At 68.5% G+C, this 22,813-nt stretch carries 36 protein-coding genes and 1 pseudogene; 4 read left to right on the plus strand and 33 right to left on the minus strand.

Translation table 11 applies throughout. From position 1 onward, the window contains the following. The 6 genes from E2651_RS12880 to E2651_RS12905 all read right to left on the minus strand — a co-directional run. Positions 1-449: helix-turn-helix transcriptional regulator (locus E2651_RS12880; RefSeq protein ID WP_167828781.1), on the minus strand; the 449-nt coding region annotated here is incomplete at its 3' end. Next, positions 449-1,198 carry a hypothetical protein gene (locus E2651_RS12885; protein WP_135331226.1) on the minus strand — a complete coding sequence of 250 codons (750 nt, stop codon included), beginning with the start codon at positions 1,196-1,198 and terminating at the stop codon, positions 449-451. The genes E2651_RS12885 and E2651_RS12880, both read right to left, overlap by 1 nt. Continuing rightward, positions 1,195-2,499 (minus strand): DnaB-like helicase N-terminal domain-containing protein, encoded by a 1,305-nt coding sequence (locus E2651_RS12890; protein ID WP_135331227.1) that lies wholly within the window; start codon positions 2,497-2,499, stop codon positions 1,195-1,197. The genes E2651_RS12885 and E2651_RS12890 overlap by 4 nt, the downstream gene beginning before the upstream one ends. Continuing rightward, complete coding sequence (locus tag E2651_RS12895) at positions 2,500-2,742, minus strand: hypothetical protein (protein WP_135331228.1); 243 nt, start codon at positions 2,740-2,742, stop codon at positions 2,500-2,502. Further along, positions 2,739-3,842, minus strand: coding sequence for a hypothetical protein (locus tag E2651_RS12900; RefSeq protein ID WP_135331229.1), 1,104 nt, complete (start codon positions 3,840-3,842; stop codon positions 2,739-2,741). Before E2651_RS12900 ends, E2651_RS12895 begins: the two co-directional genes overlap by 4 nt. Then, positions 3,842-4,291, minus strand: a complete 450-nt coding sequence (locus tag E2651_RS12905) for an HNH endonuclease (RefSeq protein ID WP_209446131.1) — start codon at positions 4,289-4,291, stop codon at positions 3,842-3,844. The genes E2651_RS12900 and E2651_RS12905 overlap by 1 nt, the downstream gene beginning before the upstream one ends. Positions 4,292-4,507: 216 nt before the next feature. On the opposite strand from E2651_RS12905, the gene E2651_RS12910 reads away from it, so the two are divergent. Next, entirely contained in the window at positions 4,508-4,729 is a 222-nt protein-coding gene (locus tag E2651_RS12910) for a hypothetical protein (protein WP_135331230.1), read from the plus strand. A gap of 106 nt (positions 4,730-4,835) precedes the next feature. Here the strand turns inward: E2651_RS12910 and E2651_RS12915 are convergent, their stop codons facing one another. The 26 genes from E2651_RS12915 to E2651_RS13040 all read right to left on the minus strand — a co-directional run bounded on the left by E2651_RS12915 (position 4,836) and on the right by E2651_RS13040 (position 18,538). Then, the gene (locus E2651_RS12915; RefSeq protein WP_135331231.1) at positions 4,836-6,572 is read right to left on the minus strand and encodes a DNA cytosine methyltransferase; all 1,737 of its coding nucleotides are present in this window, start codon (positions 6,570-6,572) and stop codon (positions 4,836-4,838) included. A 76-nt stretch (positions 6,573-6,648) separates the two neighbouring features. Further along, a complete protein-coding gene (locus E2651_RS12920) occupies positions 6,649-7,071 on the minus strand; it encodes a hypothetical protein (RefSeq protein WP_135331232.1) in 423 nt (140 codons plus the stop codon). Further along, positions 7,068-7,919: a helix-turn-helix domain-containing protein gene (locus E2651_RS12925; protein WP_135331233.1), complete on the minus strand. Its 852-nt coding sequence runs from the start codon at positions 7,917-7,919 to the stop codon at positions 7,068-7,070. The genes E2651_RS12920 and E2651_RS12925 overlap by 4 nt, the downstream gene beginning before the upstream one ends. Then, positions 7,916-8,215 (minus strand): hypothetical protein, encoded by a 300-nt coding sequence (locus tag E2651_RS12930; protein ID WP_135331234.1) that lies wholly within the window; start codon positions 8,213-8,215, stop codon positions 7,916-7,918. Before E2651_RS12930 ends, E2651_RS12925 begins: the two co-directional genes overlap by 4 nt. After that, positions 8,212-9,018, minus strand: coding sequence for a phosphoadenosine phosphosulfate reductase (locus tag E2651_RS12935; protein WP_135331235.1), 807 nt, complete (start codon positions 9,016-9,018; stop codon positions 8,212-8,214). The genes E2651_RS12930 and E2651_RS12935 overlap by 4 nt, the downstream gene beginning before the upstream one ends. After that, positions 9,018-9,356 carry a hypothetical protein gene (locus E2651_RS12940; protein WP_135331236.1) on the minus strand — a complete coding sequence of 113 codons (339 nt, stop codon included), beginning with the start codon at positions 9,354-9,356 and terminating at the stop codon, positions 9,018-9,020. The genes E2651_RS12935 and E2651_RS12940 overlap by 1 nt, the downstream gene beginning before the upstream one ends. Beyond that, positions 9,353-9,856, minus strand: a complete 504-nt coding sequence (locus tag E2651_RS44630; protein ID WP_209446132.1) for a hypothetical protein — start codon at positions 9,854-9,856, stop codon at positions 9,353-9,355. The genes E2651_RS12940 and E2651_RS44630 overlap by 4 nt, the downstream gene beginning before the upstream one ends. Continuing rightward, positions 9,853-10,107, minus strand: a complete 255-nt coding sequence (locus E2651_RS12950; protein ID WP_135331237.1) for a hypothetical protein — start codon at positions 10,105-10,107, stop codon at positions 9,853-9,855. The genes E2651_RS44630 and E2651_RS12950 overlap by 4 nt, the downstream gene beginning before the upstream one ends. A gap of 75 nt (positions 10,108-10,182) precedes the next feature. Beyond that, positions 10,183-11,127 (minus strand): hypothetical protein, encoded by a 945-nt coding sequence (locus E2651_RS12955; RefSeq protein WP_135331238.1) that lies wholly within the window; start codon positions 11,125-11,127, stop codon positions 10,183-10,185. Between the two features lies 1 nt (position 11,128). Further along, positions 11,129-11,974, minus strand: coding sequence for a hypothetical protein (locus E2651_RS12960; protein WP_135331239.1), 846 nt, complete (start codon positions 11,972-11,974; stop codon positions 11,129-11,131). Further along, the gene (locus tag E2651_RS12965) at positions 11,971-12,300 is read right to left on the minus strand and encodes a hypothetical protein (protein ID WP_135331240.1); all 330 of its coding nucleotides are present in this window, start codon (positions 12,298-12,300) and stop codon (positions 11,971-11,973) included. The genes E2651_RS12960 and E2651_RS12965 overlap by 4 nt, the downstream gene beginning before the upstream one ends. A 121-nt stretch (positions 12,301-12,421) precedes the next feature. Next, complete coding sequence (locus E2651_RS12970) at positions 12,422-13,450, minus strand: hypothetical protein (protein WP_135331241.1); 1,029 nt, start codon at positions 13,448-13,450, stop codon at positions 12,422-12,424. A 110-nt stretch (positions 13,451-13,560) separates the two neighbouring features. Further along, a complete protein-coding gene (locus E2651_RS12975; protein ID WP_135331242.1) occupies positions 13,561-13,824 on the minus strand; it encodes a hypothetical protein in 264 nt (87 codons plus the stop codon). Then, on the minus strand, positions 13,824-14,369 hold the full coding sequence (locus E2651_RS12980) for a hypothetical protein (RefSeq protein WP_135331243.1): 546 nt from the start codon (positions 14,367-14,369) through the stop codon (positions 13,824-13,826). The genes E2651_RS12975 and E2651_RS12980 overlap by 1 nt, the downstream gene beginning before the upstream one ends. Then, positions 14,366-14,761 carry a hypothetical protein gene (locus E2651_RS12985; protein ID WP_135331244.1) on the minus strand — a complete coding sequence of 132 codons (396 nt, stop codon included), beginning with the start codon at positions 14,759-14,761 and terminating at the stop codon, positions 14,366-14,368. Before E2651_RS12985 ends, E2651_RS12980 begins: the two co-directional genes overlap by 4 nt. Then, entirely contained in the window at positions 14,758-15,156 is a 399-nt protein-coding gene (locus E2651_RS12990) for a DUF6197 family protein (protein ID WP_135331245.1), read from the minus strand. The genes E2651_RS12985 and E2651_RS12990 overlap by 4 nt, the downstream gene beginning before the upstream one ends. Further along, complete coding sequence (locus E2651_RS12995) at positions 15,153-15,341, minus strand: hypothetical protein (RefSeq protein ID WP_135331246.1); 189 nt, start codon at positions 15,339-15,341, stop codon at positions 15,153-15,155. The genes E2651_RS12990 and E2651_RS12995 overlap by 4 nt, the downstream gene beginning before the upstream one ends. Next, positions 15,341-15,553, minus strand: a complete 213-nt coding sequence (locus tag E2651_RS13000) for a hypothetical protein (protein WP_135331247.1) — start codon at positions 15,551-15,553, stop codon at positions 15,341-15,343. The genes E2651_RS12995 and E2651_RS13000 overlap by 1 nt, the downstream gene beginning before the upstream one ends. Next, positions 15,550-15,744: a hypothetical protein gene (locus tag E2651_RS13005; RefSeq protein ID WP_135331248.1), complete on the minus strand. Its 195-nt coding sequence runs from the start codon at positions 15,742-15,744 to the stop codon at positions 15,550-15,552. The genes E2651_RS13000 and E2651_RS13005 overlap by 4 nt, the downstream gene beginning before the upstream one ends. After that, positions 15,745-16,503, minus strand: coding sequence for a hypothetical protein (locus tag E2651_RS13010; RefSeq protein WP_135331249.1), 759 nt, complete (start codon positions 16,501-16,503; stop codon positions 15,745-15,747). Beyond that, positions 16,500-16,817 (minus strand): hypothetical protein, encoded by a 318-nt coding sequence (locus tag E2651_RS13015; RefSeq protein ID WP_135331250.1) that lies wholly within the window; start codon positions 16,815-16,817, stop codon positions 16,500-16,502. Before E2651_RS13015 ends, E2651_RS13010 begins: the two co-directional genes overlap by 4 nt. After that, positions 16,814-17,044 carry a hypothetical protein gene (locus E2651_RS13020; RefSeq protein ID WP_135331251.1) on the minus strand — a complete coding sequence of 77 codons (231 nt, stop codon included), beginning with the start codon at positions 17,042-17,044 and terminating at the stop codon, positions 16,814-16,816. The genes E2651_RS13015 and E2651_RS13020 overlap by 4 nt, the downstream gene beginning before the upstream one ends. Continuing rightward, positions 17,041-17,655, minus strand: a complete 615-nt coding sequence (locus tag E2651_RS13025) for a hypothetical protein (protein WP_135331252.1) — start codon at positions 17,653-17,655, stop codon at positions 17,041-17,043. The genes E2651_RS13020 and E2651_RS13025 overlap by 4 nt, the downstream gene beginning before the upstream one ends. Beyond that, positions 17,652-17,915 carry a hypothetical protein gene (locus E2651_RS13030; RefSeq protein ID WP_135331253.1) on the minus strand — a complete coding sequence of 88 codons (264 nt, stop codon included), beginning with the start codon at positions 17,913-17,915 and terminating at the stop codon, positions 17,652-17,654. Before E2651_RS13030 ends, E2651_RS13025 begins: the two co-directional genes overlap by 4 nt. Positions 17,916-18,009: 94 nt before the next feature. Continuing rightward, positions 18,010-18,288 (minus strand): DNA-binding protein, encoded by a 279-nt coding sequence (locus E2651_RS13035; RefSeq protein ID WP_135331254.1) that lies wholly within the window; start codon positions 18,286-18,288, stop codon positions 18,010-18,012. After that, entirely contained in the window at positions 18,239-18,538 is a 300-nt protein-coding gene (locus tag E2651_RS13040) for a helix-turn-helix transcriptional regulator (RefSeq protein WP_135331255.1), read from the minus strand. The genes E2651_RS13035 and E2651_RS13040 overlap by 50 nt, the downstream gene beginning before the upstream one ends. Before the next feature lie 177 nt (positions 18,539-18,715). Here E2651_RS13040 and E2651_RS13045 point away from each other — a divergent pair, with 177 nt between their 5' ends. Then, positions 18,716-19,129: a helix-turn-helix transcriptional regulator gene (locus E2651_RS13045; RefSeq protein WP_135331256.1), complete on the plus strand. Its 414-nt coding sequence runs from the start codon at positions 18,716-18,718 to the stop codon at positions 19,127-19,129. Between the two features lie 439 nt (positions 19,130-19,568). After that, a complete protein-coding gene (locus tag E2651_RS13050) occupies positions 19,569-21,038 on the plus strand; it encodes an integrase (RefSeq protein WP_135331257.1) in 1,470 nt (489 codons plus the stop codon). An 86-nt stretch (positions 21,039-21,124) separates the two neighbouring features. On the opposite strand, the pseudogene E2651_RS13055 reads toward E2651_RS13050, so the two are convergent. After that, a pseudogene (locus E2651_RS13055) lies at positions 21,125-21,856 on the minus strand (glycosyl hydrolase family 18 protein); the annotation flags it as partial. Between the two features lie 209 nt (positions 21,857-22,065). On the opposite strand from E2651_RS13055, the gene E2651_RS13060 reads away from it, so the two are divergent. Continuing rightward, on the plus strand, positions 22,066-22,809 hold the full coding sequence (locus tag E2651_RS13060; RefSeq protein WP_135331258.1) for an ankyrin repeat domain-containing protein: 744 nt from the start codon (positions 22,066-22,068) through the stop codon (positions 22,807-22,809). Positions 22,810-22,813: the final 4 nt, after the last annotated feature.

Raw genomic sequence — 22,813 nt, forward strand, 5'->3', positions numbered from 1 at the left:
GAGCCCAGCAACCCCTGCCCCCACGCCAACGCCACCGCATGCGCCCGATCCACCGCCCCCAACAGCCGCAACAGACTGCGCACCCGCGACTTCACCCCGTCCAGCGACAGCCACAACCGGCGACCGATCTCCGCATTGGACAAGCCCACCGCCAACAGCGGCACAATCACCGCCAGATGCGCCGGGACCACGACCGGCAGACGCGGCTCCGGCGCCAACCACGACAACAACCCCGCCGCGCACACCGCAGCCACCAGCACGTCGTGACGGCGCCCCGGGACCCCCAACAGCCAGCACGAGTGCCGCACCGACCCGCGCACCACCTCCAGAGCCACACCCAACCGCTCCGCGATCACCCGCTCCTCGACACCCCGCGCAATACCGGCAATCACCAGCAGATCCAGAGGCAGGAACACACCGCGGACGGGGCGCCGTTCAACGTGCGACATCACGCGGCCTCGCCTTCGTCGGGCTGCGTGTTGGCGGCGGAAAGCCAGGGCAGGCGGACGAACTCGAAGTGATTCTCGAAGTCGCGGTAGAGCCGGGACTCGCCGCGGACGCCGCATGCCGGGCAGCGGCTCACTCGGTGCCCCTCGATCCAGACCGTGCGGGCGCAGTCGGAGCAGCGCGTCAGCCAGGAATTGTGGCGGCGGGTCGACGTCCAGCGGATGAACCCGCCGTGATTGCGGGCAATCTTGGCCTTTGATCGGCCGGGCCAGTGGCTGTACCGCTCGTCGCTCCACGGATCGAACGGCTGCGGCGGGTGGCCGACGATGACCATCTCGCCACCGGGCCAACGGCAGTCGCAGGAGGCGATCGGACAGTCGCAGGCGAGCATCTTCCCGAGCTCGTAGGCCTTCTCGACCCTGGGTATGCCGGGCCCTTTGACCTCGAGCCAGACGCCTATCTCAGTGAGGTGGAAGTCGGGCAGGTACTTGGCCCCGGACGGAAGCTCGAACATCTGGGGCTCGTACTCCCAGGCGATGCCGAGAGAGTCCAGGGTTGCCGACCAGCAGGCTTCGAGGAGGGACCGGAACTGGATGCCGCGGTAGATCGTGGGCAGGGCCGCGATAACGAGTTCGTCGTCGCTGCTGTCGGCTGCCGCTCGGCCGGCTCGAAGGTGCACGGTCGCCTCGCGGTCGGCGCAGTCCTTGACGAACTCCTCGACGTAGGCCTCCCAGTCGTTGTACTCGTTCACCAGATGGCTCCTGTCGGGGAGTGGCCCGTGAATTCGTTGGTGTCGATGGGCCGGTAGGAGATCCACGGCCACTTCTCGCCCTGCTTGAGGAACTGCGGCCAACTCCGCTCGTCGCGCATGCCGCGCCACGGCAGGAAGCGGCGGCCTCGGGCTCCGTCGCCGTCTTCAGCGGACTTTTCGTCTTCGACGGGGCGCAGGCCGAAGCCGAACTCGGGCCAGCGCATCCACAGCGAGGAGCCGACCGGGCGCAGGGCGCGGTGCTGGCCGAAGCCGTTGTGGTGCGGGCTGTGGGCTTCCATGAAGACGGCGCAGCGTGCGGTGGCTCGGGCTTCGTCGAGGACGACGGACACTTTGCGGGCGTGCTCTTCGCTGTTGGGGTCGCCGGTGTGCAGGCGGTAGATCGGCCCGATGACGAGGAGGTCGGGCTTGAACTCCTCAACGCGCCGCATGGTCCAGGAACGGTCTTGCGGCCGGGTGAGGTCGAGGCCTTCGGGTCGGCAGCGGATGTGAAACTGGCCGCGGCGGACGGGCAGGTCGAGGCTTTCGGCTGCGGCGAGCAGCGGCTTGTATTTGCGCCGCGAGGACGCTTCGCCGTTCTCGCAGTCGATGACCATCACCTTGATCGGGTCGATGGTCCTCCACGTCTCGAAGGGGTGGATGCCGGCGGCGAGCGTGATGGCGATCTGACGGAGCAGGACGCTCTTGCCGCCTCCCTCTCCTGCGGTGAGGATCATGCGGTCCATGCGTTCGACGAGGCCGGGGACGATCCAGTCGTAGGTGTCCTGGTGCTCGACGAAGTCGAGGATGTCCTCGGTGGGCAGGTCGTCGACGTCCGCGGCGCGGTCGCGGAGTTCACGGACTTTCGTCACCGCGTACTCGATGAGGTCGCTGGTCTCGCCGTTGGGGCTGTAGCCCATTTGCGTCAGACGGTTGCTGAGCTCGATCAGCGCGCGGCGCAGGCCGCGGTCCTGGACGACTTCGGCGTAGTACTCGCCGTTGGCGGCCGTGGGGACTGCCTGCGCCAGCTCGTACAGGTAGGCGCCGCCCCCGACGCGGGCCAGGTCCCCGCGGTCACTGAGGTGTTTGGCCAGGGTGATCTGGTCGACAGGCTCGCCTGCCTGGAAGAGCTCGGCGACGGCGCTGTAGATCGTGGCGTGCGCGGGCCGGTAGAACGCCTCCGCTGCCACCGCGGCGAGAACTTCCGCGCAGGCCGCCTTGGACAGCATGCAGGCGCCCAGGGCGGCCTGTTCGGCGTAGGTGTCCTGCGGGGGAACGCGCTCGAAGTCGAGATCGTCAGCCACTTAGAAGATGCCTTTCTCGGCGTAGTACTCGTAGCCGGTCTTGGGCTTGACGCGGCGGACGATGTCGGCGGGCATTGCGTGCTTGGTGGTCTCGCGGTAGTGGGCACGCAGCGCGACGCGGGCGGCATCGAACGGAATATCGTCGAGGACCATCTGCCAGGCCCGGACGTCGACTTCGCCGAGCGTGCGCTTGTCGATGGCTGCGGCGATGGACAGCAGATCGGCCGTCTCGGCGAGAGTCATGCGGTCTCCTGGTCGGCAGATGATGCGGGTGAGGAGGCCGATTCGAGGGCCAGGCGCTCTTCCTCGCGGAACTTCGCGGCGAGGGCTTGGCCCTCCGTCCAGCGGACGGTGGCGGTGGAGGGGCGCAACTGGTGCACGTTGTCGGCCTGCTGCTGGCGGATCTCCGAGAAGGCGAACTGGAGGGTGCCAGGGCTGACAGGCTTGGACAGGGAGCCGAGGCGCTTCAGAGCGCTCCAGAGCTCGTCCGGCTCTGTCTCGTTGGCGAGCGTGTCCGCGATGACCTGCCGGACCTGCGGGCGGCGGTAGGAGTTGCCACGGCGGAAGCGCTCGAGGAAGGCGTCGGCCATCCGGTCGGGGATCTCCCCCTCGCCGATAGGCGCGACGGCGGCGGAGGTTGCGGATTCAGCCTCGCGCGCGAGGGGTTTAACCCCTTGCTCCCTTGCTCCCTTGCTCCCTTGCTCAGGGGCGAAATGCTCCGGAGCGTTTCCGGAGGGATTCGGGAGAGGTTCGGGAGTGCCAGCAACTTCGCTTCGACCTGCGGGTTCGTCACCGCCATCGCTTCCGCCGCCAACTTCATCGACGCCGGTCGGCTGGTCATGCTCACGACTACCCGAAGAGGCCTCGGAAGGCGCTCCGGAGCGGCCTCCGGAAGGCGTTTCGGGACCCTCGGGGATCTTCGCGACTCCTTCGCGAGACTTTCGCGAGCGATTCCGGAGGCGTTGCGGATTGGACTCGCGCCACTTCTTGAAGTCGTCCGGCTCGTCGTCCGGGCAGGGCGGAATCTTTGACCGGGTGGGGTGTGAAGGCTTCTGGTGCTCACGCCAGTTCGGGGCGTGCAAGAAGCGGCGGCCGTCGACCTCGTAGCGGCACAGCGGGCCGGCCTCGGCGACGGTCTCCAGCCAGCCGTCGACGACCTCCGGCGTGACGTCACGGTCGCGGGGGAAGCAGTCGGATGCGATGAGGAGTTCGTCGTCGACGCCGCGGCCGTAGTCGTCGAGGTAGCCCCACAGGAGGATGAAGAAATAGCGGACCTCGCGCGGCCACAGGGACACCGTGATCGACGTCCGCAGCTCGGGCTTGATGGAGCGGATGCGGGCCATCAGACTCGGGCCCCCTTGCTGCCGTTGCAGGGCTGGCAGAGGGTGCGAAGGTTCTCGGCTTCGTCGCCGCCTCCGAGGGCCACAGGGAAGACGTGGTCGATCTGCAGGCGGTCCTCGCTGTCGCACGAGACGCAGCGGCGAGAGTCGCGATCGAGGACCGCATTGCGTAGCGACGTGGACAAAGGGAAGCGGCCGACGTTGCACAGCTGCCAGGCGTTCGGCAGGAGGGGGTAGACAGCCCCGTCGCGCTCCCCGATGAAGCCGGCGCGCTGAAGCGTGACCAGGTCCGCGGGATCCTCGTCGGTGCCGCAAGCCTGCATCACGCCGATGGGGATGTAGGTGCGCTTGTGAGTCCCTGCCCACGCGAGGCCGCGGATCAGTAGCCCCATCGCCCGGTTGTCGACGTGCTCGATCGTCTCGGCGAAGAGCTTTTCGAAGTCGAGCTTCAACGTCTCTGGGTACGGCATCGGTGCTTCTTTCGGAGAGTGCTGGAGGGGTTTGGGGCGCACGGAACCAGGCCCTCATGGCGGCTTCGTTTGCTGCTCTGGTGCCGCCTTGGCACGCCTCCACACTACCCTTGGGTGTGTAGGCACAAGCAATACATGAGCAATACATTCGAACTGGGCAGGGTGTGTTGCTCCTGCACGGTCAGCTACGCTGGCGGAATGACGACGAGAGGGACGCCGGGTCGGATGATCCGCATCGACGACGAGATGTGGGCCCTGTACGACCAGGCGTGCGCGGAGGCCGGCACCACGCGCACCGACGACATGCGCCGTCACGTCCACTCGCGAGTCCGCGCCTATTGCAAGGCGAACGGCATCGAGATGCCCAAGCCGAAGCCGCGGATCGTGCGCCGCAAGTCGGCTGCCAAGTCCACCGACTGATCGCATCTCCCCTCCTCTCCTCCCAGGCCCCGCGGTGTGCGGGGCTTTTGTCGTGCGGTCTGCGGGTGTGGGCGGCGCTACGGCCCGGCGCGGGGGCGGCGGGCGGTCACGCGGCGGCCTCGTAGGCCGGGCCACAGTCCTGGGGGCTGTGGAGGACAGCGCGGAGCCGGTTCCCGATCCAGGTGCCGACCTGCGGACTGACGGCGTTCCCGAAGCCGTCGGTCTGGTCCCGGGCCGAGCCCCAGACGATGAACGTGCCGTCGTATCCGGGGAAGTTGACGTCGAAGCCGCAGCCGCGGCCGATCTCGTACTCCCGGATCATGCGGAAGTAGCAGTCCTCCAGCTGCAGTTCGGCGAGCGACGCCCGCCACTGGGCTGCGAGCAGCGCCGTGGTGTCACGCGCGGTGAGCGTGCCGAGCGGATCAGTCAGCGGGTGTGGGGCGGTCTCATCCCCGGTGGAACCGTTCGGCTTGAACCAGCCGGCGGCGGTCAACAGGCCCGGAATCTGCTCAGCGGTGAACGTCGGCATCGCCTCCGTCGCCATGGCCGGCAGGGTGTTCTTCCGGTACGGGAGGACTCCGGACGACACGACGGCGAGGGTCTCGCTGCCGACCTGGGTGGGCAGCGGTTCACCGGCGCTGCGCGGTGCGCCCTGGTAGTTGTCGACGGCGAGCGCGATCGCGGCGTCCGGGGTCCACAGCTGCTGTGCACCCGGCCCGGTCGACAGGAGCGTCGCCTCCTGCTGGCTGGTCTGTGTCGCCATCGGCTGCAGCAGGGTCCGCTCCGAGCCGTGTGCGCTCTTCGCCGGCATCAGCACCGCGGGGAAGTCGGCGAACCGCTGGCGGCAGCGTTCGGCGCGGGCCATCGTGGCGGGCGCGAGCGGCCCCTTGGTGACCTGACCGGTCTTCTTGTCCTTGTACTCCCGGATCGGCTTGTCGCCGATCCGGATGCCCAGGTCGGTGAGGTCGAGCGCGGCGAGCGACGGCGTCATGGGCGGGACGACTTCGCGGCGGCAGCTAGGGCACCGGTACTCGTACTGCTTGCCGTAGCGCACCGACCCGGTCGGCGGGATCCCGGTGCGCCACGTCCACACGGCCTCGACGTACTTGTCGCAGCGGTGGCACCGCGACACTGGACGGTGCTCCAAGTCGGGGGCAGGCAGGGACTTGTCCCAGAACGCGATGTACAGGCGGTCGCGGGACTGCGGCACCCCGAAGAACTGGCTGTTGAGATACATCACCTTGTGGTCGTAGTTGAGCGGGCCGAACTGCTTCAGCCACCACCGGTACGTACTGCCGTCGCCGTGCTTCTTGCCTGGCACGGCCTTGCCCCACGAGATGAGTTCGGTGGTGCACTCGATGAGGATCAGCCGCGGGCGGTGCTCGGCGGCGTACTGCAGTACGCACGTCGCGGTCGCCCGGTCCCGCTCCGACTTCGTGACCCGCGCCTCGTAGTCGGGGTCCTCCAGCTCGAACAGGGCAAGTCCCTGCTCGTAGGCCTTGGCGGTGTTCGCCTGCGAGTGACTGGTGCAGCTCACGCCCGCGGCGAGAAGGTCCGCGGCGGGCAGGTCGCGGGCGGAGTGGTAGTCCGAGGCCTCAGGGTCGACGAGGTCGGCGATCCAGTGTTCCGCTTCGGGGTGGTTCGCTTCGTGGACCTCGACCTTGTACTGCTTGTGGTTCGCCGCCATGATCGTGGTGAATCCGGCGTCCTGGATGCCCTTGGTGAGGCCCCCGAAGCCGGAGAAGCAGTCGACGGCGGTGTAGTCGTCGTGGCGGAACCGACGGCGGCGCACGGCCGGCCGGTGTGTGGCGGTACGGGTCTGCTGCACGGTGCGGCGGGCCATCAGGCGGCTTCCTTCAGGTCGTTGGTGGTGGAGGCGTAGAGACGCTCACGGATGCCGGCGCCGCCGCGGAGTCCGTTCACGCCGCCTCCCCGAAGATGGCCCGGTACTGCTCCCGCATCTGTTGGTCTTCGACGCATCGGGGGTGGACGCAGCCCTCCCGCTCGCAGCCGGTGCGGACTTTGCCGACGGGTTCGCGGGTGTGGGCGAGGGAGAAGGCCAGGCGGTGTACGGAGTACTTGCGGCCGCCGTGTCGCACGGAGCGGGTTTCTCCAGCCTTGTAGGTGGGCCAGAGGAGGTGGCCGTCGTCGGTGGGGATGGCGCGTTGCCAGAAGATGGCTTCGGGGCTGGCGGCGGGGGTGCGGCCGGGCTTGTGCTGGGGCAGGTCGAGTTCGGCGCGCAGGTCGCGGGCGCGGGTGCGGGGGATGTGCAGTTCGCGTTCGATGGCCTTGTCGCTGTACCCGGCGTTCAGGAGCTCGACGATGGCGTTGCGGGTGGTCATGCGGCGACCGCCTGTGTGGCGCGGCCGCGGGCGCGGACGACGGTGCGCTGGTGGCAGCCGAGTTGCTGTGCGATCTCGGCGGCGGACTTGCCCGCGGCGGTCAGCCGGGCGACACGCTGCGGGTCGGCGTACACCTTTGGTTTGGTGCTGGCCTTGGCCTCGCTGCGGTTCCCGTCATCGGGCTTGCAGTTGGGGTCGTCGATGTCGTCCCAGTCGAGGGGGCCGTGCCAGCATTCGTGGGCGGCGATGTTGCGGGCCATGGTCTGGGATGCCCTGGGTACGCCGTGGTTGCCGGGCTGCCAGGTCTGGATGGTGCGGTAGCCGTCGGCGACCTTTCGCGCGGTGGCTGCGGTGACGCGATCGGCCCTCGCCAGGTCGGTGAGTTGTCGAGGGTGGATGCCGAGGTGGGGGCCGAGCATGGTGAATGTCCAGCCCATCCAGACGAGGGCTTGGATGCGGCGTCGCGTGCCGGTGCCGTCGATGCGCGTGTGGGGGGTGGTGGGGGCCGCCTGTACTGGCACGTTGAGGATCCGCTGGGCGACGTCGCGGCGTATGCGGTCGGCGCGCGGGTTGACGCCGTCGTAGATGATGCGGGCGATGGTCGCTGCGGAGACCCTGGCGAGTTTCTGGATCCGCGGGATGCTGTTGCCGGCTGCGCGGAGTGCGGCGATGTGCTGGCGGACGGGCTCGGCGTCGGTGAGGGGCTGCCAGGTGCCGTAGCCGACCTGCCGGTAACGGCGCCGCGAGTAGGCGGAGTTACGGGACCGGCACTCGGGGCGCTTACAGCCGAACTGCTTGACGCAGTACAGGCTCCGGTGGTGGGGAGCTTCGCGGACGGCGGTGGTCACAGTTCCTCCTTCCGGGGCTGGTTGGTGAGGCGGGTCCATTCGGCGTCGAGGTCTGCTTCGAGTTCCTCGAGGCCTTCGATGGCGCTGAGTTGCGGTTCGCCGCGGAGTTCGGCGGCTGCTCGTCGTTTGGCGGCGAGTGCGCGCCTGCGGGCTGTGACGGTGCGGCGGTCGGCGGCGTAGTTGCAGAGCCGGACGAGACCGCGGCCCAGCAGTACGACGGCGGCTGCGCCAGCGAGGCCGGGGCCGAGGGTGACGGTGGCTTGGTGGCCCCAGTAGGCGGCGTCGATGACCGTCACGTCATGCACCACCCTGAGTCGCAGGCACCATCGGCCTCGTCGAACATCGGGAGCAGATCGACGCCGTCGGGGATTGCCTGACGCAGCGGCTTGTTGAACCGGGTCAGGAAGACGTGGTCCTTGCCGAGTTCGTCGCGGCGCCGGTTGAGGAGTTCCTCGAGTTGGCAGGACTTCTCGAACAGCTCGGGCTCGTCGCGGCGCTGGTCGTGCCAGGTCTCCGGCCGGTGGAACGGGCAAAAGTAGCAACTGCTCTTGGGTGGTACGGGGAGGCCTGCCTCGCGGATGATGCGGGCGCAGTCAGTACGGCGCAGGCCGAGGTCAAGTAGCGGATAGACGATCCGCTCATGCGGCTCAGTGCGCCGGTTGTTGGCCCTATGGATCTCGTCGACCGAGATGCCGATGCCTATCGTTGCCGGGTCCTTCGCGGTTGCGCCGCGCCTCTTCAGTTCCTTGCCGATCACCTTGATCTTGAAGTCGGCGGTGCACGAGCGCTGTCCGGGCGCTCCGTTGGACATGCGGACGGGGATCGGGAGCGACCGCGAGCCCTCGCGAGTGAGGCGCCCAAACAGCGTCTCGACGGTGCCGTCTCGCTTGACGCGGTCGAGGACAGTCAGCTCTAGGCCGTGCTCGGCGGCGAAGGGCCGTGCGTACTCCTGGATGTACCGGAGCGTGCCGGGGTTCTCGGAGTCGTCTCCGACGTTCGCCATGAGGAAGGTGCGGAAGTCGATGCGCTGCTGAGCTGCGAGAACGAGGAGGGCAGTGGACTGGACGCCTCCGCCGTAGCTGATCGAACGGATGCCCATCAGGCGGCCTCCGTCCGGTCTGCGTCGGTGCGCTTGCGGTAGACGGCGACGGGGTGGCCTTTGGTGGACGGCGAGGTCGACGGCACGTAAGTCCTGGTGTGGATCAGGTAGTTGTGGCTCATGCCGCGCAGGACGCCGGGGAGGACTCCGCCGGCGACATCGGGCAGGAGATCCCGCAGGTCGTTGGCAGTCACGGTGTCGTGGTCGCGCATCCAGATGAGGACGGCCTGGGCAACGACGTTGCGGTCCCAGGCGGAGGCCTGGCGGACGAGTTGGGCGAGGGTCTTGTCGCGGGCGTCACCGGCGACCTGTTCGGCGAGCGTGAGGCGCTTGCTCATGACGCGTTCTCCCGACGGTCGAGGTGGGCGAGCAGCGGTCCGGAGTCGAGGCGGCCGTCTTCGTCTTCGAGGGCGGACAGGCTGTGGCAGCGGGCACACAGATGGATCTCCTTGAACTCGGCCCAGCCGTCGGGCACCCACGAGAAGGACCAAAGCGGGCGGGGCTGCTTGCAGCGTCCGCACCGGCCTTCGGGCGGCGTGGGGGACGGCTTCGGGCCGAGCTCGTGCAGGGCCGCTACTGCGGCTGCCGTGTCGTCGAGGACGCCGACGAGGTGGGCGGCGTGACCGATGCATGAGTTGCACCAGGACAGGCCGGTCGGGGGTTCGGCGGGTACCGGGTCGAGGATCACGGCCGGGGACTGGGTGACGCCCCAGCCGGGTGTCCCGCACAGCCCCTGCTTGCCTGCGAACTTGCCGTCCTCGCGGACGATGTGGAACTTCCTGACCTGCTTCGCCCGGCGGCCCGTGGCGGCGTTGTAGCCGCGGTAGAAGGCCCTCACGACGCGTCCTTCTTGGTCTCGGCGAGCTCCATACCGGCGGCGGGGCTGAAGGGGACGGCGCCGACGACCGGCCAGCTGGCCACGGTCTCGTCGGGCTCGTAACCGGTGGAGCCCCACCGGTCGGTGACCATCCAGCGGGCGGGGTGTGGCGGGGAGGGCCACAGGACGGCGAGGCGGGTGCCGTCCGGTGAGCGGCGGGTCGAGCCGATCAGGTCGGCGAGGTGGACGGTTCGAGCGGTCGGCTTGGTCACGGTGGTGTCCTTCCGGGTGCGATGCTGGGTTACGAGTCGGCCGCCTTGCCCGCGGCCGACTCGGGCGTGTGCGGGCTACGGGGCAGGGACTTGCGCGACGGCCGGCCAGCCGCCTTCGGGTTCGAGCTCGGCGTCGACCGGCTCGGCTTCCGCCTTCTTGCGGTCGGAGATCGCCTTGAGATCAGCAATCAGCTGGTCGTTGAGGTGTCCGGCGTTGAAGGCCTGCCGGTACACGTCGCCGACGTCGTCCGGCGTGAGGGCGCCTTCAGCGTGGGCCAGGTAGTCGGGGCGGCCCGCTTCGAGCGCGGGAACTGCCTGCGAAGCGCCCGGGTCCAGCGCGGTGGCCGCGTTCATCGGCCCGGCGAGGGCTTGGCGTGGGGTCACGCCGCGGAGTTCGACTACGACGACCGGGAACTTCTTCGTCTTTCCGTCGCGCACGACTTGCCGGGGTTCGATCCGCAAGGTCACGGGGACGAAGCCGCGGCCGTCGGTCCCGGCGAGAACCATGTCGACCATCCCGCCCCACTCGGATGCGGCGTAGAAGGAGTGGGTCTCGGCCCGCCACATGCCCATGCCGGACAGGTCGGGCAGCATGACGTTGAAGCGGGACGTCGTCGAGCAGACGCGCCCCTTGGGCTGGGTGTGCCAGTCCTCGCCGAACTGGCGGGCGCACAGGCAGGGCTGGCGGGTGAGGAGTTCGGTCTGCCCGTCGCAGCGGCGCTGGCAGCCGCCTGCGGACCACATCTCGTTGTACTGGTTGAGCGGATCACCGGGCGTGATCAAAGCTTCGATCGATGACGACTTCGTGATGACGCGCCACTGCGTGATCGTCGAGTTGAGGGGCTGCCACTGCTCGGGTTCGCCGCCCCACAGCTTCGCGGCGGTGCCGACGTGCTCCTCACTGTGCGAGGTGACGACCCATGTGGCGGAGCGGACGGGCCGCTTGCCGTCGGTGTAGCCGGTGCGCAGGCGGCCGTGTTCGGCGGCGCGGCGCTGGATGTTGAGGAGCCGGGAGCCCATGTCAGGCCACCTTTCGGTAGTTGCGCCACCGGGCCGGGACGGGCTGGTCGGGGGCGAGGAGAGCCGGATAGGAGGAGGGGGCGGCGTGGTGCCACAGCGCGTTGACGAGCGCCCCGCGGAACGCTTTGTGGGCGTCGCGGCCGGCGGGCATCTCGACGAGCGCGTGGGACTTGGCCCGCAGGTTGAGGACTCCGGCCTTCTGGATCTCCGGCATGGGCTGCTCGGAGTCGTCGGGGAGCAGGACCGTCTCGCAGTAGCGGAGGGCGGCCAGTTGCTGGGTGTTCTCCGGGTAGACGGCCTTGGCGGAGCGGGTCGCCGACGTCTTGAAGTCGATCAGCCAGAGTTCGAGGGCGCGGTCTTCGCCGGTGGGCAGCCAGACCATGAGGTCGGCGGTTCCGGCGTAGCCGAGCCTTCGGTGCAGGCAGGTGATCTCGGCGGCGACGACGTGCTTGTCGATGTCGACGCCCCAGAAGCTGAGGAATCGCTCCAGCTGCACCAGGTAGGGGGCGACTTCGCGTTCGACGGCGAACGGCGCTCCGAGGAGCCGCTTCTCGGCGGCCTTGTGGATGAGGGTCCCGAGGTCGGACGCGGTGTCGCGGGCGACCTTGTGGATCTGCTTGAGCTGCTTGGTGAGCTCGGCCCGGTCGGTGATGGCCCGTCGGGCGACCTCCATGCGGTGATCGAAGATCCATTCCAGGGTGACCTTGACGGCCCACGGCGCGAGCGCCCGCGTCTTGTTGACGGAGGTGTCGAGGACGTTGGTGACGGAGACCAAGTCGGGCCCGCCAGTGGGGTCGGTGTAGTAGCGGCCGTTCTCGGTCTCATGGGCGTGACGAGGGGCGGTCATGCGGCGGCCTCGGTGCAGGTCTCGCAGCGGCCTTGGAGGTCGAACGGGCCTGCGGTGCTGCCGCACTTGCAGCTGAGCGGCGCCTTGCCGGTGGCGATGGCCTGGAGTTTGGTGAGGCCTTCCTCGTCGTAGCGGGCCAGGTGCAGGGCCTCCGACAGGGCGGGGTAGGCGTCCCGGAGGATGGCCCGGTTCTGGAAGTCGGCGGCTTCAATGGCGGCCATCAGGTGCTGGGTGAAGCTGCCGGGCTGTGCGCCGCCTTGCCGGTCGTAGCGCCACAGGGCGTGGCGGGCGGTTTCCGCCGGGATGGTGGGGCTCGTGGTGCTCATGGTTCGGGCCTTTCGAGTAAGGGGTGCCGGGCCGCCGCCCCGCCAGGGGGTGGTTGGGGCGGCGGCCTCGGCTGCGGCGGAGCTGGGGGTTGCTCTACGCCGCGCTTATGGGGGTTGTGGATCAGGCGGCTGTTGCGCTCTGGGCGGGCTTCTCCTCGGCCCGCTTCTTCAGGTGGGCTTCGTATTCGTCGTGCCAGGCCTGCGGGTCATGGCCAGCCTTCTCGGCGGCGTCCCAGGCCCATTCGCCGATCTCGCCGGACTCGAGCTGCTCGTCGACGTCCGCGAGCGTGTGGCGCAGCAGGTCCGGCGCTGCCGTCTGCATTGCCTTCAGTAGCCGGTACGCCATCCATGCGCGGCCTCCGGCGAGGGCGTATGCGGCCAGTGCGCCGGAGTCTCCAGTGGCGAGCCGGAACATGTCGGACGTGGAGCGCAGCACCTGTTGCAGGAGATCCGCTGCCGCGTCGTCGACGAACCGGTCCTTCTCGTCGAGCTCGGCCGCCTCCCAGTGGTGCAGGGTCTGGTCCTGTTCGACCTTGTCGCCTCCTCCGAGGCTGTCCGCCCAGTCGGCGTGCGCCTCGGCGATCCCGAAGTCGCCCTTCACGCGGGTGGGCATTTGCAGGCCGAGGAAGCCGTGGCCGATGACGACGAGCGGCTTCTCAGGTGCGGGCTGCCATGTGTGGATGTCGCGGGCGACCTTCTCCCAGCGGGCGAGCTGCTCGGACAGGAAGCCGCTGTACGGGGCGCCACTCGACTCGTACTCCAGCGCGGTGCGGACGAGGCCGCGCCAGTCGGGGAAGTCGAGCGTGCTGGCGGCGATGACGAGTGTGCTGGTGCCACTGGTGCAGGTGATGCTGTCGGCGCCGGGCGACAGGTGCACGTTGCTTTCGCCGTTGAGGGTGTCCGTCCAGGATGCAAGTGCGGGGAGCTCGGTGATCCGCACGGTGAGTGCCCAGGTGGGGTCGTTGCTGCGGAGGCGTTCGCGGGCGACGGCCACGGTGAAGCGGTCGGTGGCGACGGCGTGGAGGTGGCGGCCGTCCGAGTCGAGGTGGACTCCCTGGATCGCGGCGTAGCCGGAGTGGCGGCCGACATGCGGGGCGGCCTTCCGGAGTAGCTCGTTCAGTTGATATGCGGTGAGGGTTGTGGTCGTCACAGAGATCTCCTGGGATGCTGGTGGGGTCCCCGCCTGCTATCACCGGGCGGGGGTTTTCGTTTGGTGGCCGGGCTCGCTGGCCGCAGTCACATCCAGCGGCCCGGCCGGTCCTAGGGGGCGAAGGCGGCGGTCATCGCGTCGCAGGACGGGCGGAGCAGCGCGGGGCTTTCTCCACCGCGGGCCAGGTAGTGGTCGGTGTCGCTGCGCGGGCAGACGATGCGGTCGTCGGCCAGGCGCAACCAGTCGGAGTCGCTGACGTGGTCGAGGGCGAGAGCCGGGGTGTCGTCCCAAGCCCAGTAGTCGCCGTGCTCGTCGAATTGGAGGCGGCACACGTCGCAGGTAGCGATGTGGAACGTCCGGGTCATGACCGCCATCAGGTCACCCCCTTCGTGGTGCCGAGCGGCTGTGTGTCGTCGACGCCCCAGCTGGCGGCCCGCGGCTGGCCGGGGTCGGCGGAGGCGCCGGACGTCGACACGCGGATGACAGGGCCGAGCGCCTCCCAAAGGGGGCGGACGTCGATGGGCCCGGTGGCCTGGTCCTCGATCGCGGTGGTGTCGCGTTCCATCGGCGGGACGGTGACGGCTTCGGCGTTGGCCTTGTAGACGCGGAGCTCAGCGAGTTCGGCGGCGTCGGCTTCGCGGTCGGCGATGGCCTGGTCCCGGTCGGACTGCATGAGGCCTGCGGCGATCTCTGCCTCGGCGCGTTTCCGGCCTTCGTGCCGCCAGGCGTCGTACACCTGGTTGCGGTCGTCGATGAGGATGGCGAAGTAGTCGTCGGCGGCCATCTGCCGGTTCAACAGCTTCGCGTTGTCGGCCTGAACGGCGGCGAGGTGCTTCTCCAGGCGGGCGATGCGGTCGTCGGCTCGGTGCCGGTTCGGCTGCTTGTCCCGTTTCCCGGGGATGAGATCGGTGAGGCTCACGCCGCGACCTCCTTGCGGAGGGCATCCTCTACCGCACGGAACGCCGTGACCACGTCGGATGCCGTTCGCTCGGGAGCGTCACTCCATGCCGGTACGTCCTCGATGCCGGCGTAGTAGGTCAACGCTTGGTTCGCGGAGATGACAAGCGCGAAGTGCCAGCCCACTACGTTGGGGTGGCCGGGATCGACGGCTTCCTCGCTGGGGGTGAGCGGGCTGCCGGTTGCGGCGATGTTGAGGGCGCCCTGGGCGCAGACCGCGCAGCGTCGGCGTGCCTTGCCGCGCTGCTTGCGGTAGAGGCTGCCCTTGTGGAGGCCGTTGCTTTCGATGACGGTGGCAGCCTTGTCGAGGACGTCGGCGACGTCGGTGACGGTGAGTGCGGTTGTGGTCGTCATGCCGCTGCCTCCGCCCGGAGGTTGGTGGCGGTCTCGCGGAACGCCTGCACCACGTCGTCCTGGGTGCGTTCCGGATCGTCGGACCACCGCAAGACGGATCGGGGTGTCGGCGTGATGCCGATGTGGCGTGCTAGAGCGGCCGCTGCACTGTCGACCAGGGCGACAGCATGAGCGAGAGTGTCGTGGCCGCTGCCGTCGAGCATGGGGCTTCCGCAGACTGCGAAGTTGATGGCTCCGAGTGTGCAGACCGGGCAGTCACGGAGCGCCGTGCCCTGCTCGTACTGTTCGAAGTCGTACTGGTAGCCGCGATGCAGTCCGACGCGTTCGATGTGGTCGGCAGCCAGCTCGAGGATGTCGGCGAGCTGGGTGGTTGCGGGTTTGGTTGTGGTGGTCATGCGGGCCTCCGGGTGGCGGTCGGCTGGTCGTCGAAGTCCTCGTCGCGTTCCTCGAGGCGCTGCCTGAGTTCGGTGTTCTCCTGCTGGAGCTCCCTGTTGGCCTGCTTGAGGCGCCGGACCTGGTAGCCCAGGCGGTCGAGGACGGCGCCCAGCTGTGTGAGGTCCATGTGTGTGGTCGCGTCCATCACGCCTCCCGCGAGTTGAGGTCGTCGGGGATGTCGATGTGGCCGTCGAGGATCGACTGGATGACGTCCGGGTCGGTGATCCAGGCCGGGACGCGGCGGGTGATGACGCCGACGCCGGAGAGGAGTCCGGGCAGGACGACCGGCGGGGCAGTGGCGGGCATGGGTGGCAGCTCGTCCAGGACGGTGGGCCGCTCGGGGAGGATCGCGGTCATGACGCGGCCTGCTTTTCCTGCCAGCGGCGGAAGTTGGCGTACCGGGCGTGGACCTTGACGACGTGGTCGAGGTATTCCTCCGTCGTCCACGGCTTCAGCCCGTGCGCGCGACGCCCCCACTCCTGCTCGACGGCGATCAGCGACTCTTCTTCCAGGTCCGCTAAGGGCCGGGACTCCATCACGGTGGCCATCTACGCCACCGCCTTCGTGCTGCGGGCGGCGTCGTACATGTCGATGCCGTGGCGGATCGCGAAGCAGGAGTGCAGGAAGCCGGGCGTGTAGTCCTTCATCCGCCACTCGTGCCAGTCGGAGAAGTAGTACGGCTGACCTGACTCGTCACCCTCGGGCAGGTACGAGAAGTCGAAGAGGGCGCGGTGGGCCTCGGACTCGTATTCGATGTTGTAGTCGGCCATGTCGCTGAAGAAGTGGCCTTCGACCGCCTCGCGCAGCTGCCGGTTGGCGTTCCTCCACTGCGGCCGGATCTGGCGGGCCAGCTCGCGACGGATATCGGGCATGGCGCCCACCTCCGCCAGCGTGTAGCCGAGCTGCTGGGCGTGCTTGACGAGGCGATCGTCTAGGTCGTCACGCATCCACTGCGCGAGCGTCGAGGCGACCTCGCCCTTGAAGAGGTCCGGTTCGAAGCCCTTGATCTCGTCACGTCCGGCGCGGACCTCCTCCGACCAGTAGCCGGGGTTGATCTGCCCGGTGAGGGCGGTGCGCCGGAACAGGTCGAACATGTCCTCGATGGCGTCGATGTCGAAGTGGAACGTCCAGCCCGCCTTCACGACCAGGTTGTACGGCCACGTGATCAGTTCGAAGGGGCCGATGCGTCCCGGCGCCGGGGTCTCGAACCGCAGATGCCGGTACAGGCCGTCCTCACGCTTCACGGTCATCTCGTGCTTGGCGGTGTCACGGGCGAACCGCTCGGCGATCTTCGGGTAGTCACTCATGCCGCCGCCTCCGCAAGGAGAGAGAGGTTGGGGGCGTAGGCGACAAGCTCGATCTTGCAGTCGGCCACCGTGGCGTGCCCGGTGAGGACCATGGCCGTATCGGCGGAGTGCAGGTTGCGGCGGACAGACTCCGGGTCGATACCCAGCGCGTCCCTCCACGCCTCGAACACCGTGAGGTCACCGTGCACTTCGAGGTTCAGCCGATTCGGGGAGCGCCTGGAGATCAACACGTTCACGGCCGGAAGGTCCGGGTGATCGGCGGCCAGGAGCCGCAGCAACGCCAGAGGAGCGGAAAGGTCAGCGAACGTGGTCATGCGGCACCTCCGGGGTGCGGCTTTGCGGGCTGGCTGTAGTTCCGGCCGCGCAGGTCGGGGTCGATGTCGAGGAAGTCGTGCCACTGGACCCACTGCTCCGGGGAAGGCTCGGTGCCGCGTTCGGTGAGGTGCTGCACGGCGTGCGCACGGAGCTCGGCGAGCTGCCCTTCCAACACGGTCAGCGGCACGTCCAGGGCGGCGATGTCGCGGGACGGAGTCGTCGTCATGCCTGCCCACCCGCCTCGGTGCCGTCAGCGATGCGGGCCATGCGGTCGGCGATCTGCTCGGCCACCTCCGCACCAGCGCGGTCGCCGCGTTCGTCAGCGGCATCGAACAGTTCCGACGCCACGCCCTCGGCCTCCCGCAGCGCCGCCTCGCGGACGGTTGCGTCACGCTTGGCGAGGACACGGAGCGCGTCGTCCGGCTTCGTCGCAGTCCACGTGGTCGCCTGGGAAAGCAGGTAGAGGGCGCCAAGCGCGTTACTGCCGGGGTCCTCAAGGTCGTAGCAGAGGGAGCCGAGAGCGGCCCGCGCTTCGACGGCCACCTTCTCCAGCTCGTCGACCCGCTTCCGCGCTTCGACGCGTTCGGCGCGGGCCGCGGCCAACTCGGCGAGGAGCGCAGGCACGTCCTCGGCGGCGTGGGTGATGAACTCGCGGTCGGCGTCGGCGTCCTCGCCGTCTCCGAGGTTGAGCGTGCCGACCCCGCGGAGGTACGGTCCGCCCGTGTAGGCGTAGAAGTCCTTGCCGTAGTCGGCGTACTCCACCCACGGGCCGGGCGTTGCGGCCTCGGCGCGGTTACGGATCTCGGTTTCGCGCTCCGGCGACAGGCGGGCGGTCATGCCGGCTCACCGCCGTCACCCAGCACGAGGACCTCGTCCTCGGTGATGCTGCGGATCGTCCGCAGGTCCTCTTCCAGCGTCGACAGCTGAACGCGCATCCGTCCGTTCGCGTCCGCCAGGAAGATCACCCGGCTGTTCGAGAAGGAGATGTCGTGCGCCGCGATCCGCTCAATGTGGCCCGACATCCAGGTCAGTTCATACAGATCGGGCTCCAGCGGCTCATGGCCTGCCGGTTCGGGAGTGGGAGATGATGAAGGCATCGAGCTCTGCCTTTCTCTTCTGGAGATGGTGAAGGTGGTGCTCGTAGGCCCTGGCTGCCGGGCTTAGGCCCCCGGCGGTTGGGGCCGCATGCCGCTAGGCGGCGGGGCGGAGCTCGGCGGCCCGGAGAGCGCGGACCTTGTCCTGGGCCTTGGCGTTCTTGCGGCCGAACTCGTGGATGCGCTGCCGGTCCCGCTTCGAGGTGACGACGCTGCGGCCGGGCTTCGACTCGATACCGAGACCCTTGATGCGGCGGCGTACCGTGTCGACGCTGCACTTCAGGACGTAGGCCGTCTCCTGGACGCTCATGTATTCCTGGTTCGGGTCATCCGGCGGCTTGGGGCGGCCGTATCGGAGGTACTTCTCGCTGGGCACCGGTGTGCTCCTTCTGGGGTGGGGTCTCGGGTGGGGCCAAGAGTTCTGTCTGGCTCGCCCCCAGGGCCGTTCGCAGCCGCTGGTAGCGCTCGGGTCTCATGCGGGTGCGGGTGCCGTTTTCGATGTGGCTGAGGTAGCGGCGGCTGATGCCTGCGGTCTCGGCCAGGTCGGCGACTTCGACGCCCGCCGCCTTACGCAGTTCACGGACTCTGGGCCCGTTCACCGTGTAGGTGGTTGGGGGTTGGTGCATGAGTAGAAGTTAGCCCTAGTTAGCTCGCCTGCCTAGCCCTAGTTCGGCATTTTGGGGCTAGTTTTTCTCGATCTAGCTAGCCCTAAGGCGGCATATGCACATCAGTGCAGGTCAAAGATTCAGCCTTAGATGGCCCCGGTCCTGGCTGGCCCTGGCTGGCCCTGCGAAGATGGGGCTATGTCGACAGACCTCGGGCGACTCGCCGCAGCTGTGAAGTCCCGCCGGCTCGCCCTCTACACGTCCCGCGTGGCCGCCGCGCAATCCGTCGGCATCTCCAAGGACACCTGGAAGCGCGTCGAGGACGGCGAGATCGTCCGCGACGGCACCTACGTAAAGATCGACGAAGCTCTGAAGTGGGCGCCCGGAAGCTGCGCCGCCATCCTCGAAGGACGCACGGCGATGCCCGTCCAGGATGTCGAGGGCGAGCCCGGCACCGTGACCACGACCGTCTCCGGCGAAGCCCTGAACGACGAAGTCGTGCGCGACGTCGTCCAGCTCGCGTCAATCGCGACTACAGGCCTGCCAGCGGACGAGATCCGCGCACTCGCCAACCGCGTAGTCCACGACCTCAAGAAGCTTGGCCTGATCTGACGGAAGTTCACCCTAAAGGCGTACAACCATTTGCATTTACGGATCCGTTACTTGCTCTCCGCATCCGTACTGGGTCGTAGGTGGCCCCAAGTGGCCCTAGGCGTGGCAGAGTCGGCAGTGACAACACCCTTGGAGGCTCCTGCTAACCCAGACTGGGGGAGCCATGCACAGAGATGCGGTCATAGCTGAATACGGGCCGGGTTTCAATGGAAGCGCGGTCAGGTCCGGCGACAGGATCGTGTGCGTCATCCCGCCACAACTGAACAAGCGCGTAAGGAAGTCGATGCGCCAGAACCTGCGTCAGCTCGGGGAGGACTGCGGCGAATGCCGCCACTGCCCCATCGGCAGTCCGAGCTAGCGCATCATGATTGACGCGGAGCCTAGGCGGTAGGGGTACCTGCCAGGCGACCGCGCCGGATCACGGAGGGGCGGCCAAGGGATGGCGAGACGCTCGACAGACGTCTACACGGAGTGGCGCGGGGGCACCTGCCGTGTGAAGTGGTGGACCGGCGAGTACCTCGCCTCGGGCCGCAAACGCTTCGAATCCGAGGGCGGCTTCCTCGACGAGGAGAGCGCTCGGGAGTACGGCCTCAATCAGCGCACCGACATCCGCCGCGGCGACTACATCTCCGTCAAGGACGGGTCCATGCCGCTGTCCGACTGGTCGGAAGCATGGTTTTCGTCTCTGAGCTTGGCGCACCTGTCGCTGCGCAACTACCGCTCCGCGCTCACTGCGCACATCAAACCGTTCTTCGACCGGAAGACCGTCGGGGACCTCACCATTCTCGACGAGCGGGCGTTCAAGGCGTACCTGGTAAGGAATCTCAAGAGCCAGAACAGCCGTGACGTCGTGTACTCCGTCTTCAGCATGATGATGGAGGATGCCGTCACGCTGGGGCTGCGGAAGACGTCTCCGGTCGAACGGAAGCGGCGCCGTGGGCAGTACAAGAGGAAGCCCCGTGAGCGCAAGAAGGACATGCAGATCGCCGTCGTGGACCGTCTCGCCCGCAACGCGGAGATCGTGTTCGGCTACTCCGGCTACGTCCTCGTGTGGACCATGGCCATGACCGGGATGCGCCCCGGTGAACTGTTCGGCCTGACCCGCGAGTACTGCTATCCGGCGTGGCCCGCGGCTGACCTGCGAGCCGACGAGAACGAGGCCGAGCGGTACGACGACGACCTGGAGCGGTACGGCCAGGGGGACGAGCTGCTGCCCGCCATCCGCGTCGAGCGGCAAGTACAGTACGAAAAGGGCGTCCTGGGCTTCTACCCGCCCAAGTACGCCTCCTACAGGACTTTGGTGATCCCCCCGTTCCTGGGCTCGATGCTGGAGACGCTCCAGGCCAGCCACGACAGCGAGTACGTGTTCACGGCCGTCGAGGGCGGATGCCTGGGGAAGGTGAAGTTCAGCGAGCAGTACTGGCGGCCCATCGCCGACGGGCGCCTTGCCCGGAGCGGGCCGCGCGTGGTGCGCCCTCGTGCCGAGATACCCGAGGTGCCGTCGTTCAAGGGCAAGCGGTTCTACCTGATCCGGCACGGGCACAAGGCGTGGCTCGACGAGGACGGCCACCCCCGCAACGTCGTCGAGTCCCGCATGGGGCATGAACTGCAGGGCGTGGAGGGGATCTACAGCAATCTGACTCCGGCCATGGAGCGCTCTGTGGTGGCAGCACTGCAGCGGCGTTGGGAGGACTACCGCTCGTCCCTCACCGGTGAGGAGGCGGCGGAGGTGCGTCCGCGGGTGCTGAACCCTTCGGTGGCGGCGCTGGTTCGAGATGCGCTGCGCCGGGGCATCACGCAGCCGGCTCGGGTGGTCGACGAGGTCCGTATGGTGCTGCCGGAGGCCAGGCAGCCCGCTGTGTGGACGGCGCTGAGCCGGGAGAAAAGAAAAGACCCCGGTGGGGTCTGAGAGGTGGGGTCGGTTTCCCACTCGTTTCCCATCAGGGGTTCCTGGTGGAACTGCCGTACTGGTCAGGCTGGTTGGCTGCCGTGTTGGCCGTACATGCTGCCGTTGTAGTACTGCATGTTCAGCCACCAGAGGCGGCCGTTGTCCGCGTACTTCTTCACGATGGGGAGGTAGGCGCCCCAGATGGAGCCGTACGTGACGCTGCCTCCGGTGACGTACGCCGTCTCGGGGGCCATCGTCAGGCCGAAGTTGGAGGGCATCTGCGCGAGTACGCCGTCGATGATGCGGATCAGGTTGGCCTGCGAGGCGGACAGGTTGGTGATGTTTCCGCTGCCGACCAGGCCGGTCTCGATGTCGATGTCGATGCCGTCGAAGTTGTACTTCTTGAGGATGGGCACCACGGTCTCTACGAACCGGTCGGCGACCGTGCTCGAGCTGAGGTCGATGCCGGCCGTCGCGCCGCCGATCGACATCAGGATCGTGGCGCCGTCCGCCTTGGCCTGGCACATCTCGGCGGGCGTGGCGACCTTCACGGTCGCGTCCATGCCGTCCTCCCACAGGACGGTGCCGTCCGAGCGGATGACGGGGAACGCGGCGTTGATGACGTTGTAGCCGTGCTCACTCATGCGGGTGTCGGTGATGGGGGTCCAGCCGAACGGCGGGTGCACGCCGTTGGCGGCGCCGTCCCAGTTCTCCCAGTAGCCCTGGAGCACCTTTCCGGCGGGCTTCGACTTGACCGCGCAGGTCTCGTCCCGGACGGTACGGCCGTCCTGCGACGGGCTCGGCGCGGCACCGACGAGCGTCGACACGGCGAGAACCATCGCCAGGCCGACCGCGAACAGCCGGGACGGCGCGCGGAGTGCGGCCAGGGAAACCTGGGCGAGGTGGGGGGTTCTGGGTGACACGCTGACCTCCTGGACTGTGCTGCCTGGAGACGTACGTGGTGCGATGCGCCACACCGTAAAGTGGTCCAGACCTGCCGTCAATAGGTCTGGACCAGACTGCCCGAGCAGGAGGCCGACACCTCGTGATGAACCTCAACTCCCTTGACCCGCTTGCCATCACGGTGACCGAGGCGATCCGCAAGGGCGACGTCTCGGTGCTTCGCACGCTCCTGGCCGACCACCCCGGCCTCGCCTCCGGCACCATCACCACCGAAGGTCCCGCCGCCGGCGGGCGGAGCCTGCTGCACATCGCGACCGACTGGCCGGGGCACTACCCGCAGGCCCCGGAGGTCATCGCCGCCCTCGCCGCGGCGGGCGCCTACCCCGACGCCCGGTTCGTCGGCTCCCACGCCGAGACGCCGCTGCACTGGGCCGCGAGCAACGACGACGTCATCGCCCTCGACGCCCTCATCGCCGCGGGCGCCGACATCGAGGCGACCGGCGCCGTCATCGGCGGCGGCACCCCGCTCGCCGACGCCCGCGGCTTCGGCCAATGGCGCGCGGCCCGCCGCCTGTTGGAGCACGGCGCCCGTGCGGACCTCCAGGACGCGGCGACGCTGGGCCTCCTCGACCAGGTCGAGGCGTTCATCGCCGCACCCGAACCGCCCACCGGACCGGCGATCACCAGCGCCTTCTGGGGCGCCTGCCACGGCGGCCAACTCGCCACCGCCCGGCGCCTGTTCCAGCAGGGAGCGGATCTCGACTGGATCGGCTACGACGACATGACGCCCCTGGACATCGCCCACGCCCAGGACGCCGACGACGTCGTACGGTGGCTGCTCACCCAAGGCGCAAGGCCCCGGGCCGAGTTGGGGAACGTACAGCCATAGTGAC

This window comes from Streptomyces sp. MZ04, assembly GCF_004684775.1.
GTDB lineage: Bacteria > Actinomycetota > Actinomycetes > Streptomycetales > Streptomycetaceae > Streptomyces.

Bases quoted from the DNA above. Each gene is read 5' to 3' on its own strand.
- E2651_RS12940 (WP_135331236.1), bottom strand. From the start codon at position 9,356: ATGAGCAAGCGCCTCACGCTCGCCGAACAGGTCGCCGGTGACGCCCGC.
- E2651_RS12955 (WP_135331238.1), bottom strand. From the start codon at position 11,127: ATGGGCTCCCGGCTCCTCAACATCCAGCGCCGCGCCGCCGAACACGGC.
- E2651_RS12965 (WP_135331240.1), bottom strand. From the start codon at position 12,300: ATGAGCACCACGAGCCCCACCATCCCGGCGGAAACCGCCCGCCACGCC.
- E2651_RS13040 (WP_135331255.1), bottom strand. From the start codon at position 18,538: ATGCACCAACCCCCAACCACCTACACGGTGAACGGGCCCAGAGTCCGT.
- E2651_RS12900 (WP_135331229.1), bottom strand. From the start codon at position 3,842: ATGGCCCGCATCCGCTCCATCAAGCCCGAGCTGCGGACGTCGATCACG.
- E2651_RS12995 (WP_135331246.1), bottom strand. From the start codon at position 15,341: ATGGACGCGACCACACACATGGACCTCACACAGCTGGGCGCCGTCCTC.
- E2651_RS12985 (WP_135331244.1), bottom strand. From the start codon at position 14,761: ATGACGACCACAACCGCACTCACCGTCACCGACGTCGCCGACGTCCTC.
- E2651_RS13025 (WP_135331252.1), bottom strand. From the start codon at position 17,655: ATGACCGCCCGCCTGTCGCCGGAGCGCGAAACCGAGATCCGTAACCGC.
- E2651_RS12915 (WP_135331231.1), bottom strand. From the start codon at position 6,572: ATGGCCCGCCGCACCGTGCAGCAGACCCGTACCGCCACACACCGGCCG.
- E2651_RS13010 (WP_135331249.1), bottom strand. From the start codon at position 16,503: ATGAGTGACTACCCGAAGATCGCCGAGCGGTTCGCCCGTGACACCGCC.
- E2651_RS12910 (WP_135331230.1), top strand. From the start codon at position 4,508: ATGACGACGAGAGGGACGCCGGGTCGGATGATCCGCATCGACGACGAG.
- E2651_RS12990 (WP_135331245.1), bottom strand. From the start codon at position 15,156: ATGACCACCACAACCAAACCCGCAACCACCCAGCTCGCCGACATCCTC.
- E2651_RS13030 (WP_135331253.1), bottom strand. From the start codon at position 17,915: ATGCCTTCATCATCTCCCACTCCCGAACCGGCAGGCCATGAGCCGCTG.
- E2651_RS13005 (WP_135331248.1), bottom strand. From the start codon at position 15,744: ATGGCCACCGTGATGGAGTCCCGGCCCTTAGCGGACCTGGAAGAAGAG.
- E2651_RS13015 (WP_135331250.1), bottom strand. From the start codon at position 16,817: ATGACCACGTTCGCTGACCTTTCCGCTCCTCTGGCGTTGCTGCGGCTC.
- E2651_RS12920 (WP_135331232.1), bottom strand. From the start codon at position 7,071: ATGACCACCCGCAACGCCATCGTCGAGCTCCTGAACGCCGGGTACAGC.
- E2651_RS12975 (WP_135331242.1), bottom strand. From the start codon at position 13,824: ATGGCGGTCATGACCCGGACGTTCCACATCGCTACCTGCGACGTGTGC.
- E2651_RS12935 (WP_135331235.1), bottom strand. From the start codon at position 9,018: ATGGGCATCCGTTCGATCAGCTACGGCGGAGGCGTCCAGTCCACTGCC.
- E2651_RS12960 (WP_135331239.1), bottom strand. From the start codon at position 11,974: ATGACCGCCCCTCGTCACGCCCATGAGACCGAGAACGGCCGCTACTAC.
- E2651_RS13050 (WP_135331257.1), top strand. From the start codon at position 19,569: ATGGCGAGACGCTCGACAGACGTCTACACGGAGTGGCGCGGGGGCACC.
- E2651_RS12895 (WP_135331228.1), bottom strand. From the start codon at position 2,742: ATGACTCTCGCCGAGACGGCCGATCTGCTGTCCATCGCCGCAGCCATC.
- E2651_RS13020 (WP_135331251.1), bottom strand. From the start codon at position 17,044: ATGACGACGACTCCGTCCCGCGACATCGCCGCCCTGGACGTGCCGCTG.
- E2651_RS13060 (WP_135331258.1), top strand. From the start codon at position 22,066: ATGAACCTCAACTCCCTTGACCCGCTTGCCATCACGGTGACCGAGGCG.
- E2651_RS13000 (WP_135331247.1), bottom strand. From the start codon at position 15,553: ATGACCGCGATCCTCCCCGAGCGGCCCACCGTCCTGGACGAGCTGCCA.
- E2651_RS13045 (WP_135331256.1), top strand. From the start codon at position 18,716: ATGTCGACAGACCTCGGGCGACTCGCCGCAGCTGTGAAGTCCCGCCGG.